Origin of the sequence: Kineococcus rhizosphaerae (genome assembly GCF_003002055.1) — a bacterium.
Lineage (GTDB): Bacteria > Actinomycetota > Actinomycetes > Actinomycetales > Kineococcaceae > Kineococcus > Kineococcus rhizosphaerae.
The window spans coordinates 36,393-52,046 of record NZ_PVZF01000001.1; the positions used below are offsets into that span (position 1 = coordinate 36,393).

Annotated in this window: 17 protein-coding genes and 1 tRNA gene; 14 read left to right on the forward strand and 4 right to left on the reverse strand. The window is 74.2% G+C overall.

What is annotated here, in order from left to right:
• From CLV37_RS00175 to CLV37_RS00215, 9 genes are all read left to right on the forward strand, one after another.
• A complete protein-coding gene (locus CLV37_RS00175) occupies positions 1-906 on the forward strand; it encodes a segregation and condensation protein A (protein WP_106205863.1) in 906 nt (301 codons plus the stop codon).
• Positions 903-1,610, forward strand: a complete 708-nt coding sequence (scpB, locus tag CLV37_RS00180; protein ID WP_245885163.1) for an SMC-Scp complex subunit ScpB — start codon at positions 903-905, stop codon at positions 1,608-1,610. Before CLV37_RS00175 ends, scpB begins: the two co-directional genes overlap by 4 nt.
• Complete coding sequence (locus tag CLV37_RS00185; protein WP_106205867.1) at positions 1,607-2,602, forward strand: pseudouridine synthase; 996 nt, start codon at positions 1,607-1,609, stop codon at positions 2,600-2,602. Before scpB ends, CLV37_RS00185 begins: the two co-directional genes overlap by 4 nt.
• Before the next feature lie 35 nt (positions 2,603-2,637).
• Positions 2,638-3,000 carry a chorismate mutase gene (gene aroH / locus CLV37_RS00190; protein ID WP_106207212.1) on the forward strand — a complete coding sequence of 121 codons (363 nt, stop codon included), beginning with the start codon at positions 2,638-2,640 and terminating at the stop codon, positions 2,998-3,000.
• Between the two features lie 7 nt (positions 3,001-3,007).
• Complete coding sequence (locus CLV37_RS00195; protein ID WP_106205869.1) at positions 3,008-4,120, forward strand: prephenate dehydrogenase; 1,113 nt, start codon at positions 3,008-3,010, stop codon at positions 4,118-4,120.
• Between the two features lie 103 nt (positions 4,121-4,223).
• A complete protein-coding gene (gene cmk / locus CLV37_RS00200) occupies positions 4,224-4,970 on the forward strand; it encodes a (d)CMP kinase (RefSeq protein WP_342762209.1) in 747 nt (248 codons plus the stop codon).
• The gene (locus CLV37_RS00205; protein ID WP_211298267.1) at positions 4,967-5,734 is read left to right on the forward strand and encodes a lysophospholipid acyltransferase family protein; all 768 of its coding nucleotides are present in this window, start codon (positions 4,967-4,969) and stop codon (positions 5,732-5,734) included. Before cmk ends, CLV37_RS00205 begins: the two co-directional genes overlap by 4 nt.
• Entirely contained in the window at positions 5,731-7,245 is a 1,515-nt protein-coding gene (der, locus tag CLV37_RS00210) for a ribosome biogenesis GTPase Der (RefSeq protein ID WP_245885165.1), read from the forward strand. Before CLV37_RS00205 ends, der begins: the two co-directional genes overlap by 4 nt.
• Before the next feature lie 83 nt (positions 7,246-7,328).
• Positions 7,329-7,402 (forward strand) — tRNA-Pro (locus CLV37_RS00215).
• Positions 7,403-7,495: 93 nt separating this feature from the next.
• Here CLV37_RS00215 and CLV37_RS00220 read toward each other — a convergent pair.
• The 3 genes from CLV37_RS00220 to CLV37_RS00230 all read right to left on the reverse strand — a co-directional run bounded on the left by CLV37_RS00220 (position 7,496) and on the right by CLV37_RS00230 (position 10,313).
• Positions 7,496-7,954: a GlcG/HbpS family heme-binding protein gene (locus CLV37_RS00220; protein WP_211298268.1), complete on the reverse strand. Its 459-nt coding sequence runs from the start codon at positions 7,952-7,954 to the stop codon at positions 7,496-7,498.
• Positions 7,947-9,458 carry an APC family permease gene (locus CLV37_RS00225; RefSeq protein WP_170126974.1) on the reverse strand — a complete coding sequence of 504 codons (1,512 nt, stop codon included), beginning with the start codon at positions 9,456-9,458 and terminating at the stop codon, positions 7,947-7,949. Before CLV37_RS00225 ends, CLV37_RS00220 begins: the two co-directional genes overlap by 8 nt.
• A 285-nt stretch (positions 9,459-9,743) precedes the next feature.
• Positions 9,744-10,313, reverse strand: coding sequence for a TetR/AcrR family transcriptional regulator (locus tag CLV37_RS00230; protein ID WP_170126975.1), 570 nt, complete (start codon positions 10,311-10,313; stop codon positions 9,744-9,746).
• A 119-nt stretch (positions 10,314-10,432) separates the two neighbouring features.
• On the opposite strand from CLV37_RS00230, the gene CLV37_RS00235 reads away from it, so the two are divergent.
• Genes CLV37_RS00235 through CLV37_RS00255 form a run of 5 tightly spaced genes read left to right on the forward strand, consistent with a single transcriptional unit; the run spans position 10,433 to position 14,876 of the window.
• Positions 10,433-11,257, forward strand: coding sequence for an ABC transporter ATP-binding protein (locus CLV37_RS00235; protein WP_106205877.1), 825 nt, complete (start codon positions 10,433-10,435; stop codon positions 11,255-11,257).
• A complete protein-coding gene (locus CLV37_RS00240; protein WP_211298269.1) occupies positions 11,254-12,030 on the forward strand; it encodes an ABC transporter permease in 777 nt (258 codons plus the stop codon). The genes CLV37_RS00235 and CLV37_RS00240 overlap by 4 nt, the downstream gene beginning before the upstream one ends.
• A 17-nt stretch (positions 12,031-12,047) precedes the next feature.
• Positions 12,048-13,139: an ABC transporter substrate-binding protein gene (locus CLV37_RS00245; RefSeq protein WP_106205879.1), complete on the forward strand. Its 1,092-nt coding sequence runs from the start codon at positions 12,048-12,050 to the stop codon at positions 13,137-13,139.
• A 10-nt stretch (positions 13,140-13,149) separates the two neighbouring features.
• Complete coding sequence (locus CLV37_RS00250; RefSeq protein WP_245885166.1) at positions 13,150-14,223, forward strand: LLM class flavin-dependent oxidoreductase; 1,074 nt, start codon at positions 13,150-13,152, stop codon at positions 14,221-14,223.
• On the forward strand, positions 14,220-14,876 hold the full coding sequence (locus tag CLV37_RS00255) for a cysteine hydrolase family protein (protein ID WP_211298270.1): 657 nt from the start codon (positions 14,220-14,222) through the stop codon (positions 14,874-14,876). The genes CLV37_RS00250 and CLV37_RS00255 overlap by 4 nt, the downstream gene beginning before the upstream one ends.
• Before the next feature lies 1 nt (position 14,877).
• Here CLV37_RS00255 and CLV37_RS00260 read toward each other — a convergent pair whose 3' ends face one another.
• Positions 14,878-15,477, reverse strand: a complete 600-nt coding sequence (locus CLV37_RS00260; protein WP_106205881.1) for a hypothetical protein — start codon at positions 15,475-15,477, stop codon at positions 14,878-14,880.
• Positions 15,478-15,654 lie beyond the last annotated feature (177 nt).

Consider the following 15,654-nt stretch of genomic DNA (forward strand, 5'->3'; position numbering starts at 1 on the left):
GTGCCGGCCAGCCCTCCCCAGACGCCCGAGCCCGTGCCCGTGGCGGCCGGCGCCGAGGCGGCCGAGGCGGGGCGGGGCGGTTTCGCGGTCCACCTGGACAACTTCGAGGGCCCCTTCGACCTGCTGCTCGGGCTGATCACCAAGCACCAGCTCGACGTCACCGAGGTGGCCATCGCCCGCGTCACCGACGACTTCGTCGCCCACCTGCGGGCCGCCGCGACGAGCGAGGACGACTTCGACCTCGACGAGGCCAGCGAGTTCCTGCTCATCGCCGCGACGCTGCTCGACCTCAAGGCCGCCCGCCTGCTGCCCGCCGCCGAGGTCGAGGACCCCGAGGACCTCGCGCTGCTCGAGGCCCGCGACCTGCTCTTCGCCCGGCTGCTGCAGTACCGCGCCTACAAGCAGGTCGCGCAGATGCTCGCCGACCGCTTCGCCGAGGCCTCCCGCCGGGTCCCGCGCGCCGTCGCGATGGAACCCCACTTCGAGAAGCTGCTGCCCGACCTCGTCCTCACCGTCTCCCCCGAGCAGTTCGCGGCGGTCGCCGCCCGGGCGCTGACCCCGAAACCCGTGCCCGTCGTCGCCCTCGACCACCTGCACGCCAGTTCGGTCAGCATCCGCGAGGAAGCCGCGACGATGGTCGACCGGTTGCGGCGCAGGGGGACGGCGACCTTCGCCGAACTCGTCGAGGACGCCGGCGACGGCGAGCTGGGGACGCTGGTGATCGTGGCGCGCTTCCTGGCGGTCCTGGAGCTGTTCCGCGAGCGCCGGGTCCGGCTGGAGCAGAGCGAGGCCCTCGGTGAGCTGACGGTCCGCTGGGACGCCGACGCGCAGGCCAACCGGGACGGCCGCGCGGGCGCCGTGCCGGCCGGGCTGGACGAGTTCGAAGGATCGGGAGGGGCCTCGTGAGCGGGGAACTGCTGGACGTGACCGGGGGAGCGGACGAGGACGCGGGCCGCCGGGTCCGGGGGGCCATCGAGGCCGTCCTCATGGTCGCCGACGAACCGGTCGGGGTGCAGGCGCTGGCGCGGGCCACCGGTGAGCAGCCCGACGAGGTCGACCTGCTGCTGCGGGAGCTGGCGGGGGAGTACTCCGAGCAGGGCCGCGGGTTCGAGCTGCGCGAGGTCGGCGGCGGCTGGCGGATGTACTCGCGCGCCGAGCACTCCGACGTGGTGGAGGCGTTCCTGCTCGACGGCCAGACGGCGAAGCTGACGCAGGCGGCGCTGGAGACGCTGGCGATCGTGGCCTACCGGCAGCCGGTCAGCCGGGCTCGGGTGTCCGCCGTGCGCGGGGTCAGCGTCGACGGCGTGATGCGCACGCTCCTGACCCGCGGACTCGTCAGCGAGGCCGGGGTGGAGGCCTCCTCGGGCGCCACCCTCTACCGCACGACCGGGGAGTTCCTGCAGCGCATGGGCCTGGACAGCCTCGAGGACCTGCCGCCGCTGGCGCCGTTCCTGCCCGAGGACCTGTCCCCGGCCGACCTCGACCCGCCGGAGGTCCTGGCCGGGCCGGTACCGACCACGGCGGACGTGAGCGACAATGGAGGGTCCGAGCCGGTCGACGAACCGGTCCGGCGACCCCCAGGACCCCAGCAGCAGGAGGACGAGTCATGAGCCCGCAGGCACCCCGCGGAGGCGGCGGCCGAGGGCAGGGCCGCCCCCAGCGCCCCACCGGTGGTCAGGGGCGCAAGCCCGGCCAGAGCCCCGGCGGCGCCCGGCGCGGCAAGGCCCCCGGCGCGAAGGGGGCCGCACCGGCGCAGCGCCCGGCCCCGCGCCGGGGTGCGGCCAAGCGCATGACCGACCAGATCGCGCCCGCGCCCCAGCCGCCCCGCCGGGGCCCGGGGCAGGTCAAGCCGCGTCCGGGCGTCGACGTCCACGACCCCGAGGGCGTGCGCCTGCAGAAGGTCCTGGCCCAGGCCGGGGCCGGCTCGCGCCGCGCGTGCGAGGAGATGATCGCCGCCGGGCGCGTCACCGTCGACGGCGAGGTCGTCACCGAGCTCGGCGTGCGCATCGACCCGACCCGCCAGGTCGTCCACGTCGACGGCATGCGGTTCACCATCGACGACGAGCTCGTCTACATCCTCGTCAACAAGCCCAAGGGCGTCGTCTCGACGATGTACGACGAGGAGGGCCGCCTGAACCTCGCCGACATGGTCGGCCCCCGCGAGCAGCGGCTGTTCCACGTCGGCCGCCTCGACCTCGAGACCGAGGGCCTGATCCTGCTCACCAACGACGGCGCGCTGACCCACCGCCTGCAGCACCCGTCCTTCGGGGTGCAGAAGACCTACCTCGCCGAGGTCCGCGGGCCGGTCAAGCGCGAGCTCGGCCGCAACCTGCGGGCCGGGATCGAGCTCGAGGACGGGCCCGTCGCCGTCGACTCGTTCAAGCTCGTCGACTCCAAGCCCGGGTACGCCCTCGTCGAGGTCGTCCTGCACGAGGGCCGCAAGCACGTCGTGCGCCGCCTGCTGGAGGCCGAGGGCTACCCCGTCCTGAAGCTGGTGCGCGTGCAGATGGGGCCGATCGTCCTGGGCGACCTGAAGCCGGGCAAGAACCGGCGCCTGACGCGCGGCGAGGTCCAGCAGCTCATGGCGGTCGCGGGCCTGTGAACGACGGGACCACCGGGGTGGGTACCCTGCCCCGCGTGTCGGTGCGGGCGGTTCGTGGTGCGGTGCAGGTCGACGTCGACGAGCGCGAGGAGGTGCTGTCGCGGACGCGGGACCTGGTCTCGGAGGTCATCCGGGCCAACGACCTGAGCCTGGACGACTTCATCAGCGTCATCTTCACCTCCACCGCCGACCTGACCTCCGAGTTCCCGGCCGTGGCCGCGCGCGAGCTCGGCATGGGCGACGTGCCGCTGATGTGCGCCCGTGAGCTGGAGATCGACGGCTCGATGCCGCGGGTCATCCGGCTGATGGCGCACGTCGAGACCACCCGGGCGCGCAGCGACGTCAAGCACGTCTACCTCAACGGGGCGCAGGCCCTGCGCCGCGACATCGCGCAGTGACGACCCGGTGACCCTCGACGCGGCCACGCCGCCGCGCACCCACGGGACCGTCCGCGTCGTGGGGACGGGCCTGCTGGGCACGTCCGCGGCGCTGGCCCTGTCGATGCGCGGCGTCGACGTCGTGCTCACCGACCCGTCCCCGACGGCGGTCGCGCTCGCCCGCGACCTGGGGGCCGGCCGGTTCGCGGCCGACGGCGACGACCCCGCGCTCGTGCTGGTGGCCTGCCCGCCCGACGTCGTGGCCGACGTCGTCGCCGGGGAGCTGGAGAGGTTCCCGCGCGCCGTCGTCACCGACGTGGCCAGCGTCAAGGGCGGCCCCCTGGCCGCCCTGGCGGCCAGGGGCGCCGACCTGTCCCGGTACGTCGGCTCCCACCCCATGGCCGGGCGGGAGCGGTCCGGGGCCGTGGCCGCCCGCACCGACCTGTTCGCCGGCCGCCCGTGGGTCATCGCCGCGACCTCCGAGTCCGGACCCGCTGCCGTGCAGGCCGTCCGCGACCTCGCCACCGACTGCGGCGGGGTCCCCGTGACGATGGCGGCGCAGTCCCACGACGAAGCCGTGGCCCTGGTCTCGCACGCCCCGCAGGTCGCGGCCAGCCTCGTCGCGGCCCGGTTGCGCGACGCCTCCGAACCGGCCGTCGGCCTGGCCGGGCAGGGCCTGCGCGACGTCACGCGCATCGCCGGCAGCGACCCGGTGCTGTGGGCGCAGATCCTCGCCGCCAACGCCGCCCCCGTCGCCGACGTCCTGGAGGCCCTGCGCGGCGACCTCGACGAGGTCATCACCGCCCTGCGGGCGCTCGCGGACGACCCCGCCGCCCCGGGCGCGCGCGTCCGGCTGGCCCGGGCCATCGCCGACGGGGGGGCCGGCCGCGACCGCATCCCCGGCAAGCACGGCAGCGCCCCCACCCTCTACACGACCGTCGTCGTCGTCGTGCCGGACCGGCCCGGGGCGCTGGGGCGGCTGCTCACCGACGTCGGCGACGCCGGGGTGAACCTCGAGGACCTGCGCCTGGAGCACTCCGAGGGGCAGGCCGTGGCGCTGGCGAGCATCGACGTGCTGCCCGCGGCGGCGGACCCGCTGACCGAGGCCCTGCGCGCCCGCGGCTGGACCGTCCCGCGCTGACCCCGCTGATTCTCCCGCAGGGCCCCGCGTCGACTAACCTCGTCCGGTGTCCTCCACCCCCGCTGCACGTGGTCCCGTCGCGTCCCCGACCGCCGACCAGGAGGTGTCCGTCGTGACCACCGCCCTGGTCGTCGCCGTCGACGGACCCTCCGGCAGCGGCAAGTCCAGCGTCAGCCGCGCCGCCGCCCGCGCGCTCGGCGTCGCCTTCCTCGACACCGGTGCGATGTACCGGGCGCTGACGTGGGCGGCCCTGCGGGCCGGGGTCGACCTCGCCGACGCCGACGCCGTCGCCCGCCACGCGCGGACCGTGGCCCTCGTCATGGGCACCGACCCCGCCGCCCCGACGGTCGCGGCGGTCGTCGACGGGGTGGAGACCGACCTCACCGAGGCCGTCCGCAGCCCCGAGGTCACCGCGAACGTCAGCGCCCTGGCGGCCGTCCCGGCCGTGCGCTCCGACCTCGTGCTGCGCCAGCGCGCGCTCATCGAGTCCGCCTGCCTGGCCCCCGCGCCGGGGCGCGAACCGGGCGTGGTCGCCGAGGGGCGCGACATCACGACCGTCGTCGCCCCGCGGGCCGACGTGCGGATCCTGCTGACGGCCGACGAGTCCGTGCGGCTGGCCCGGCGCGCCCACCAGGACCTCGGGGCGGCCGACGCGGCCGCCCTGGAGGCCACCCGGCGGGGGATCGTCGAGCGCGACCGCGTCGACTCCCGCACGACGTCCTTCACCGCGGCCGCCGACGGCGTCGTGACCGTCGACTCCACCCACCTCGACTTCGACGGGACCGTCGCGGCGGTGCTCGAGGTCGTCGCGCAGGCCACCGGGACCTCGGCGACGGGGGCCCCGGCGTGAGGCTGCGCCCCAACCGGGCCCCGGCGCAGGGGTCGCTGCCCGGGGCCCCGTTCGCGTGGACGCGCGGGCTGGGCAAGCTCTTCGCCCACGGCGCCTGGAACTCCCGGGTGATCGGCGCCGAGAACGTCCCGGCGACCGGGCCGGTCCTGTTCGCGGCCAACCACGCCTCGATCATGGACGGACCGCTGCTGTTCGGCGTCACCCCGCGCCCCGCGCACTTCCTCGTCAAAAAGGAGATGTTCGAGGGGTCGCTGCCGAACCGCGTCGTGGGCTGGTCGTTGCTGCAGGCCGGTCAGATCCCGATCGACCGCAGCCGGGGCGATCGCGACGCGCTGCAGTCGATCCTGGCGGTCCTGGCCGCCGGGGGTGCGGCCGGGGTGTTCCCCGAGGGGACCCGGGGCCGTGGGGACGCCGCCAGCGTGCGGTCGGGGATCGCGTGGATCGCCCTGCAGTCCGGCGCCCCCGTCGTGCCCGTGGCCTGCCTCGGTGCGCACCGGCCCGGCGAACCCCAGCGGGCCGTCCCGCCGCTGCGCCGCAAGCTCACGTTCTGCTTCGGCGAACCGTTCACGGTCCGCAAGGAACCCGGCGTCCCCGGCCGGGTGGCGCTGGCGAACGCCGTGGAACAGGTCCGCGTGAAGCTCTCCGGTCACGTGCTGGAGTCCCTGCAGCGCACCGGGATCGAATTGCCCGATGACGAATCCGCCGCCGACGAGCTCGGGCTCGGCGAGATGGCGTCCGACGACGTGCCAGGAGGCACCCGGTGAGTCCCACCGACGAAACCCCAGAACCGACCGAGATCCGCGACGAGATCCCCGAGGGGACGCCCGGCGGGGTCCCCGACGAGAACGTCGAACAGGCCCTGCGCGTGGGCCTCGACGACTACGACCTGTCCGAGGAGGACGTCGCGCTCCTGGACGCCGACGGCGACCAGGACGAGGACGACACCCCGGCCGGGCCGCTGCCTGTGCTGGCCGTCGTCGGGCGCCCCAACGTCGGCAAGTCCACGCTGGTGAACCGCATCATCGGCCGCCGCGAGGCCGTCGTCGAGGACGTCCCCGGCGTCACCCGCGACCGCGTCGCCTACCCGGCGAACTGGGCCGGGCGCGAGTTCACCCTCGTCGACACCGGCGGGTGGGAGGCCAAGGCCGAGGGGCTGAACCTCGCCGTCGCCGACCAGGCCGAGCTCGCGATCGAGCTCGCCGACGCCGTGATGTTCGTCGTCGACGGGACCGTGGGGGCCACCGCGAGCGACGAGCAGGTCGTGCGCCTGCTGCGCCGTTCCGGCCGCCCCGTCGTGCTGATCGCGAACAAGGTCGACGGCCCCAAGCAGGAGGCCGACGCCACCGAGCTGTGGTCGCTGGGCCTGGGCGAGCCCTTCCCCGTCTCGGCCCTGCACGGCCGCGGGGTCGGCGACGCCCTCGACGCCGCCGTGAAGGTCCTGCCGGCCGTCTCGGCCGTCGGCGGCGGCTACACCCAGCAGGGCGGTCCCCGGCGGGTGGCGCTGCTGGGCCGACCCAACGTGGGCAAGAGCTCGATGCTCAACAAGCTCGCCGGCTCCGAGCGCGTCGTCGTGCACCCCACGGCCGGCACCACCCGCGACCCCGTCGACGAGCTCATCGAGCTCGGGGGCCGCACGTGGCGCTTCGTGGACACCGCCGGCATCCGCCGCCGCGTGCACCTGACCAAGGGCGCCGACTTCTACGCCTCCCTGCGCACCCAGACGGCGCTGGAGAAGGCCGAGGTCGCCGTCGTGCTCGTCGACGCCAGCGTCCCCATCGCCGAGCAGGACATCCGCGTCATCTCCACCGTCGTGGAGTCCGGCCGCGCCCTCGTCGTCGCCTACAACAAGTGGGACCTGACCGACGAGGAGCGTCGGCACTACCTCGAGCGCGAGATCGAGAAGGAGCTCGTCCAGATCCCCTGGGCCACCCGGGTGAACGTCTCGGCCCAGACCGGCCGGCACATGGAGAAGCTCGTGCCCGCGATCGACCAGGCGCTGGACTCCTGGGAGACCCGCATCCCCACCGGGCGCCTCAACGCCTTCCTGGGGCAGATCGTGGCCGCGCACCCGCACCCGGTGCGCGGCGGCAAGCAGCCGCGCATCCTGTTCGGCACCCAGGCGTCCACCCGGCCGCCGCGCTTCGTGATCTTCGCCAGCGGGTTCCTCGAGGCCGGCTACCGCCGGTTCATCGAGCGCCGGCTGCGCGAGGAGTTCGGTTTCGTCGGCACGCCGATCGAGCTGAGCGTCCGGGTGCGGGAGAAGCGCAAGCGATGAGGTAAGGTTCTACCCGGCTCGCAGGAACGGGGCCGGGTAGGACCAGTGGTTCCAGCAGTACAGCAGTTCCAGCAGTACAGATTCGGGCTGTGGCGCAGCTTGGTAGCGCACTTGACTGGGGGTCAAGGGGTCGCAGGTTCAAATCCTGTCAGCCCGACCGGATCGCAGCGGGTGTCCACCTCACGGTGGGCACCCGCTTCGTCGTTCCCGCCGCTCCCGCCGGGGCCCGGCCCTCGGCGGGAGCCGCGGCTCACCCGGCGGCGCCGGCTTCCGGCGGGCTCACCGGCCACAGCGCCGCGGCGGCCCGCGCGCACGCCGCGTCCTCCTCGGCGCTGCCCCCGCTGACCCCCACGCCGGCGACCACGCGCCCGTCGGGCGACCACAGGGGCAGGCCCCCGGCGAAGACGACGTAGCGGCCCGCGCCGCTGGCCGACAGCCCCGCCAGGGCGCCGCCGTCGGCGGACGCGGCCGCCAGGTCAGCGGTGGCGCAGCGGTGCGCCACGGCCGTCGCGGCCTTGCCGGTGGCCAGGTGCGGGCCGGCGATCTCGGCGCGGTCCATGCGCTCGAAGCAGACGAGGTGCCCGCCGGCGTCGACGACGGACACGAGCGCACCCAGTTCCCCCGCCCGCCGCCGCGCCGCGCCGACCATGGCCCGGGCCAGCTCCAGGTTCGGTCCGGTGACGCCGGTCGGCAGCTCCCGCTCACCCACGCGAGCGCTCCGTCGCGTCCGGGGTCCGCGCCGTCGCGTCGTCGACCTCGCCGGCGGCCAGGACGGCACCGGCCCGGGCCAGGACCTCCGGGCGGCGCCGTCCGATGACGGCGGCGACCGCCGCGGACATGACGACGGTGGCCAGCACGACGTAGGGGAAGGCGTTGTAGGGGGCCGCCGGGACCGGCCACAGGAGGCCGTAGACCGGGATGAGCATGACCAGGACGCCCAGGACCGGCAGCACGACGTGCGGCACCGTCCGGCGCCGGGCCCGCGCGGTCGTCGCGAAGAACCGCACGCACGCCACGTTGGTCAGGACGTAGACGGGGATGATGGCCAGCGTCAGGAGACTGCCCAGGTAGGCGTAGGTTTCGAAGGGCCCGACCGCCAGACCGACCACGAGCGTCACGGCCACGGCGAACACCGTGTTGGCGACGATCGCGGTGCTGGGGGTCCCGTGCCGCGGGTGCACGCGCGCCAGCCGCTCCGGCAGCATCCGCTCGCGGCCCATGGCGAAGACGATGCGGGTGATGCCGTTGTGGCTGTTCATGACGACCGCGAAGATGCTCGAGATCCCGGCCAGCCCGACGAGCAGTTCCAGCCACGGGGCGTACTGCCGGGCCAGGGTCGTGATGGGCGCGGTGTCGCTCGTCAGGGCGTCGACGCCGTCGGTCCCGAACCCGATCATCTCGGCGTAGGTCGTGAACAGGTAGATGACGCCCACGAGCAGGACCGCGCCGAAGATCCCGCGCGGCACGTTGCGCCGGGGCTCGCGCACCTCCTCGCCGAGGGTGGCCGCGGACTCGAACCCCACGAAGGACAGGACGCCGAACACCATGCCCAGGGCCAGCCCCGACAGGCCGTCGGGGGAGGACGAGGGCAGGAACGGGGCGGCGGTGATGCCCTGGGCGCCCCCCTTCAGCAGCACGACGACCGACAGCACGACGATGACGGCCACCTCGACGGAGAACAGCGTCAGCGCCGTCTTCAGGGACCCGGCGATGCCCCGCCAGGACAGCGCGAGCATCAGCGCCGCGAAGAACAGCGAGATGACCGGCCACGGCAGGCTCAGGCCGTACCCGTCGAGGACGTCGTGGGCGTAGACCCCGATGAGCGCCAGCTCGGCGGGCACCAGCAGCGCGTAGCTGAGGAACATGAGGATGCCCGTGACGAACCCCGTCCGCGGCCCGATGCCGCGCGAGACGTAGGTGTAGAAGGCCCCGGCGCTGGGCAGCTCCCGCGACATCGCGGCCACGCCGTTGGCCACGACGAGGGAGGCGATCAGCGAGGCGGCCATCACCAGGGGCATGGCGGCCCCGGCGAAGCCGGCGACCAGCTGCGGGTTGAAGTAGACCGAGACCGCCGGGCCCATGAGGGCGGCCGACATGACGACGGCGCCCCCCAGCCCGACCGCGCCGCCGCGCAGCCGGGTCTCGGAGGTGCCCGGGGCGGCCGCTGCCGCGGTGCTGCCCTCGTGACGTGCGGTGGGGGGTGGTTCGGACACGACGCCTCCTCGCGACATGCGCCCGGTCCGCGGAGCGCGTGACCGGCCGTCGTCAAGCTAGGGGAATCCGCGGGTACGGGCAACGCTCTGCGGGGCAAGGGGTTCCCGACGTGTCCTGCCGGCGGCGTGGACGCGGCGACGGGCGACGTTCCGTCGGGCCGGGCGCCGGTTTCGAGCGTTTCGTCGCTTCCGCTGCGCACCGGCGCACGTCACCGTCGCGCCGGTCGGGCCGGGCACCGTGGCCACCCGGGGCCGCGCCGGGGTGCGCGCCGTCGAGGTGGGTGCTCAGACCGCCGCGCGCAGCGGCCACCACGCCGGGACGAGCTGTGCGTAGGCGTCGAGGAAGGCCTCGGGCTCGCGCGGGCCCTCACCGGCCAGCCACGCCGACAGCGCCCCCACCGTGCCCTCGGCGACGTAGCGCGCCACGAGCTCCAGGTCGGCGACGGGGGGGTGCAGCGCCCCCCGGCGCGACAGCAGCAGGATCGAGGCGCGGAAGTGCTCGGACAGCAGGGTCCGCAGCGTCCCGTCGGCCGGGCTGCCCAGGCTGCGCAGGTAGACCGCCCGGTGCCGTTCGAGGTGCTCGAGGACCTCCACCACCGTGGAACGGACCGCGGCCTGCCAGTCGTGCTCGGCCGGGCCGGCCAGGTGCCGTTCGCGGGCGTCGTCGAGCTCGGCCCGCAGGACCGCACCCAGCAGGGCGGACGGGGAATCGCTGTGCTCGTAGAACGTCGAGCGGTGCACGCCTGCGGCACGGGCGATCTCGGCCACCGTCAGGGTTTCGGGGGAGCGCTCGGCCGCCAGGTCCAGCACGGCCGCCGACAGGCGCTCGAAACTGCGCTGCGCCCGGGCGTCCACGTCCAGCACCCTACCGCCGGGTGGGCCGACCCCGTCCCCGGCGCGGACGACGTGGTCGAAGCTTCAAGCACCCGGGGGCTCCGGCCTCGCCGGCCGCGACCGCTGAGTAAGGTCACCGCATGTCCACCGAGCAGACGTCCGAGGCGCCCTTCGTGGCGGTCCACGACGCCTGCAAGACCTACGGCAGCGGCCAGGGCGCCGTCCGGGCCCTCGCCCACGTCGACCTGCAGGTGCCCCGCGGCCGCTTCGTCAGCGTCATCGGCCCCTCCGGCTGCGGCAAGTCGACCCTGCTGCGCCTCGTCGCCGGCCTGGAGGAGCCCGACGGCGGCGCCGTGCGCATCTGCGGTCGCACCGCCGCGCAGGCCCGGGCCGCGAAGATGATCGGCTTCGTCCCGCAGGTACCCGCCCTGCTGCCGTGGCTCGACGTCCTGGACAACGTCCGCGTCCTGGAGAAGGTCAACCGTCCCGGGAACCGGCGCGAGTCCCGGCGCGGCCTGGCCTCCGACCCGGTCGCCCTGCTGACCCGCCTCGGGCTCGGCGACGTCCTGCACCGCCGTCCCCGGCAGCTGTCCGGCGGCATGCAGCAGCGCACGGCCCTGGCGCGCGCCTTCGCCCTCGAACCGCAGGTCCTGCTCATGGACGAGCCGTTCTCCGCCCTCGACGAGTTCACGCGCGAGTCCGCCCAGCTGCAGCTGCTCGACGTGTGGCAGGAACTGCGCACGACCGTCGTGTTCGTCACCCACTCCATCGCCGAGGCCGTGCTGCTGTCCGACACCGTCGTCGTCATGGCCGCCGCGCCCGGTCGCGTCGCGGGGGTCGTCGACATCGACCTGGACCGCCCCCGGCACCACGACCAGCTCGACACCGCGGCCATGCACGAGCACGAGCACCGCGTCCGCCAGCTCCTGGAGACGGCCTGGAACCCCCTGCGGGACGTGGTGTGAGGGGCGCGGCCGGGTTCTGGCGCCCGAGGTTCTGGCTCCCCACGGTCCTCGCGCTGCTCGTCGTCGCGCTGCTGTGGACGTGGGTCGCGCGGGACAACCCCTACGTCCTGCCGACGCTGCCGAGCGTCGGGCGGCAGTTCCTCGACCAGCCCGACCTGTACGTCACCAACGCGTGGACGACGTTGCAGGAGGCGTTGCTGGGTCTGCTGCTCGGCACGCTCGCGGCCGTCGTCGTCGCCGTGGCGATCTGCGAGTCCTCCCTGCTGCGCCGGGGGCTGACCCCGCTGGCGGTCATCCTCAACGTCACCCCCGTCGTGGCGATCGCCCCGGCCCTGGTGGTGGCGTTCGGTTTCGGGATGACCCCCAAGCTCATCGTGACGGGTCTGATCACGTTCTTCCCCGTCCTGATGAACACCGTCACCGGACTGCGGTCGGTGGACCGGCACGTGCTGCAGGTGTTCCGCACGGTCGACGCCTCCCGGCTCGACGTGCTGCTGCGCCTGCGGTTCCCCAGCGCCCTGCCCTACCTGTTCTCGGCGCTGCGGGTCGTCTTCCCGCTCTCCCTCGTCGGGGCCATCGTCGCCGAGTTCTCGGCCGCGGGGGCCCAGTCCGGCCTGGGCACGCTCATCTCCATCGCCAGCTCGAACTCCCAGCTGGACCGGGTGTTCGCCGCCATCGCCTGCCTGGCGCTGATGGGCTCGCTCATGCTGCTGCTCGTCACCACCGTCGAACGTCGTGCGCTGTCGTGGCACGAGTCCCAGAACCACCGCTGAGAGACCCGGGAGAACTCGTGGACCGCCTGCGTACCGCCCTCGCCCTCGGGGCCGCCGCCCTGCTGCTCGCCGGCTGCGGCGGGTCCGACGACGGCGCGGGCGGGGGTTCCACCCCGACCGGCAGCCGCGGCTCGGCCGTCAGCGCTCAACGCTGCGAGGACAACGAGGGCGCCGGGAAGATCACCTACGTCACCGGGTTCCAGTACCAGGCCTCGGCCAGCATCCTGGACCCGATCGCGGCGAAGGCGCTCGGCTACTTCGACGACGTGTGCCTCGACGTCGCGATCCAGCCCGGCACGGGGGAGACGGCGCAGAACGCCCAGCTCGTCGCGGCGGGCACCGCGCAGATCTCCTCCATCGCCGGCAACGGCGACGTGCTCGTCAACGTCGCCAACGGCGTCGACGTGCAGGCCGTGGCGATGTTCGGGCACGTGCCCGTGGCGACCCTCATGACGAAGCCCGACATCACGGACCTCAAGCAGCTCGAGGGGACGACGCTGGGGCAGAAGGGCGCGCTGCCGGTGACCATCGAGGCCATGCTGCGCGCGAACGGCGTCGACCTGTCGAAGGTCAAGCAGGTCGTCGTCGGCTACGACCCCACGGTCCTGGTCCGCGGGCAGGTCCAGTCGCTGACCGGGTACAAGTCCAACGAACCGCTGACCCTGGCCGCCAAGGGGGAGAAGATCACCGAGTGGAACCCCGAGGACTACGGCGTCCCGGGGTCGATGGCGACCACGATCGTGAACCCGGCGTTCCTGGCCGCGCACCGCAGCGCCGTGGAGGACTTCCTGCGCGCCCAGCTCAAGGCGTACGCGTACTGCGAGGACCACGCCGCCGAGTGCGTCGCCGACGCCGCGAAGCTCTCCCAGGCCGGGTACGACAGCGAGCACAACGTCCAGGTCTGGCAGACCGAGACGAAGCTCGTCGACGGCTCGCTGCCGTCGGGGCAGGTCCTCGGCCAGATCGACGACGCCTCCGTGCGGACCGAGGGGGACTTCCTCGTGCAGCAGCGGCAGATCGACGCCGTGCCGGACCTGTCGAAGGTCGTCGTGCCCGACCTCGTCCCCTCGCTGTACGCCGACGGGCAGCTCGTCTGGCCGGTCCCGTGAGGACCGCCTCGTGAACGCCGGGGCGAGCGCCAAGGAGTACGGGATCTTCCTGCCCGTCGGCAACGGCGGCTGGATCATGTCCGAGACGGCCCCGCACCCGCGGGCCACGTACGCCGACAACCGCGAGATCACCCTCGTCGCCGAACGGCTCGGTCTGGACTTCGTCATGTCCATGGCCAAGTGGCGCGGGTACGGCGGCCGGACCGACCACTGGGGTCAGACCCTGGAGTCGCTGACGACGACGTCGGCGCTGGCCGAGGCCACCGAACGCATCGCCCTGTGGACCACCGTGCACACCAACCTCTTCCACCCGGCGCTGGTGGCCAAGATGCTCGCCACGCTCGACCAGGTCTCGGACGGGCGGTGCGGGGTGAACCTGGTCGTGGGGGCCTACGAGCACGAGTTCTCCCAGATGGGGCAGTGGCGCGCCGACTTCAGCCACGACGACCGCTACCGCTACACCGAGGAGTGGCTGGAGGTCCTCGAGCGGCTCTGGACGCAGGACTCCGTCACCCACCACGGCGAGTTCTTCACCCTCGACGACTGCCAGTCGCGCCCGCACCCGGCGCGCCGCCCACGGGTCATCTCCGCGGGCCGCTCACCGGCGGGGCTGCGGTTCCAGGCCGCGCACTGCGACGGCTCGTTCCTCACCGCCGCCGACCTGCCCGGGCTGCGGGTGGCCAACGACGAGGTGAAGGCCCACGCGGCCGAGCACGGCCGCACGATCCGCACCTACGCGATGCTGACCGTCGTGCTCGGCGCGTCCGACGCGGCGGCGCGCGAGACGTTCCTGGAGTACGGCCGCGGCTACGACGCCGAGGCCGTCACGAACATGAAGCTGTCCTGGGGCCTGCCCCTGGAACGGGCGATGTCGATGACCGCCGGTGACGAGGCCCACGAGGCCTTCCAGACCGCCGTCGTCGTCGGCGGGGCGGAGTCGGTGACCGAGCAGGTCCTGGCGCACGTCGAGGACACCGGCCTGGACGGGGTCATGCTGATCTTCCCCGACTACCTGCGGGACCTGCCCGTCTTCGGCGAACGGGTCCTGCCGGCGCTGCGCGCGGCCTCCGGGACGACCCCGTGAACGACCCCGTGCCCGACCCGCGGCTCGACGCCCTGGCCGGGACCCCCGGGGCGCTGCTCGTGGTCGACGTGCAGCGCTCCTTCGCCGACCCGCGGTTCCTCACCCACGTGGACCCCGCCGGCCGGCAGGCCGTCGCGGCCGCGGTGCGGCGGGTCGGGCAGGCGGTCGAGGCCGCCCGCTCCGGCGGGTTCGGCGTCGTCTGGTGCCGGTTGCGGGTCCGGGCGGACGACCCGTGGCCGGCCTCGAACTGGCTGCGGGGCCTGGGGCCGGACGACCCGTGGCCCAACGCGTGGGAACCGTGCGTCGAGGGCACCGACGGCATCGAGTGGTACGGGGTGGGACCGGCGGACGGTGAGGTCGTCGTCGACAAGCGCACCTACGACGGTTTCGCCGGGACGACCCTGGCCCGGGACCTGCGGGGCACCTCGTGGGTCGCGGTGGCCGGGCTGACCACCGACTGCTGCGTCCTGGAGACCGCGGGCAGCGCCTTCACGCACGGTCTGCGCGTCGTCGTCCTGGCCGACGCCTGCGCCGCCGAGGACCCCGCGAACCACGACGCGGCGCTGCGGGTGCTGGGTACGCACAGCGCCGTCGTCAGCGACGTCGCGTGGTTCGCCGGGGCCGTGCGGGCCGCGGGGGCCGGGCAGCGCTGACTCAGGCCGCGGGGGCCGGGAAGTAGTACGACACCGCGCGCCAGCTCGCGTCGTGCGCCACGACGGTGCCGTCGAAGGCGTGGCGCTGGGAGGCGAGACCCGTGACCCGGTAGCGGTAGAAGCCCGCGGTCTGGCCCGCGGCGCAGGGCTTGGCGGCCAGGTCCCCGGCGCGGTCGCGCAGCACGTTCTTGAGCACGACGGGCGCGGAGACGGAGGTGGTGCCGGCGGGGGCGACCGCGTCGACGAGGTAGCCGTTGTCGTACCAGGGGGCACCGGCGAGGTCGCCCGTGACGACGACGCCGCCGTCGGAACCCGACCCGCGCACGACCTGGCCCCCGGCGAAGCAGGCGAGCGTGAGGCGTCCGGTCAGGCGCGACTCGACGTAGGTGTCGTCGGTCGAGGCGCTCACCGCGCTGCGGACGCTGAGGCCGTCGGCGGAGACGACGACGGTGCTGTCGACGCTGACGGCCCGCGCCCGGGTGGAGCTGCCGGTGGCGGCCTCGGCGGTGCCGGTGGTGGCGGCGGCGAGGCCGGCGCCCAGGGCCAGGGTGGCGGCGGCGCCGACGACGCGGCGGGTGGCGGTGGCTGCGAGAACGGTCATGGTCTTCCCCCCAGGACGACGATCGGCCGTCGCTCCCCGTGACGGCCGTGACGAGCTTCACCCGTCCGAGTGCTGCGGGACAAGGACAGTCGCGGAAAATGGTCCGAACGTGTCTCTACAGAGCGTGAGCGCGTAGTCCGATCAGGTGAGTGAGTCCTGTCAGGACCTAGACTCGAC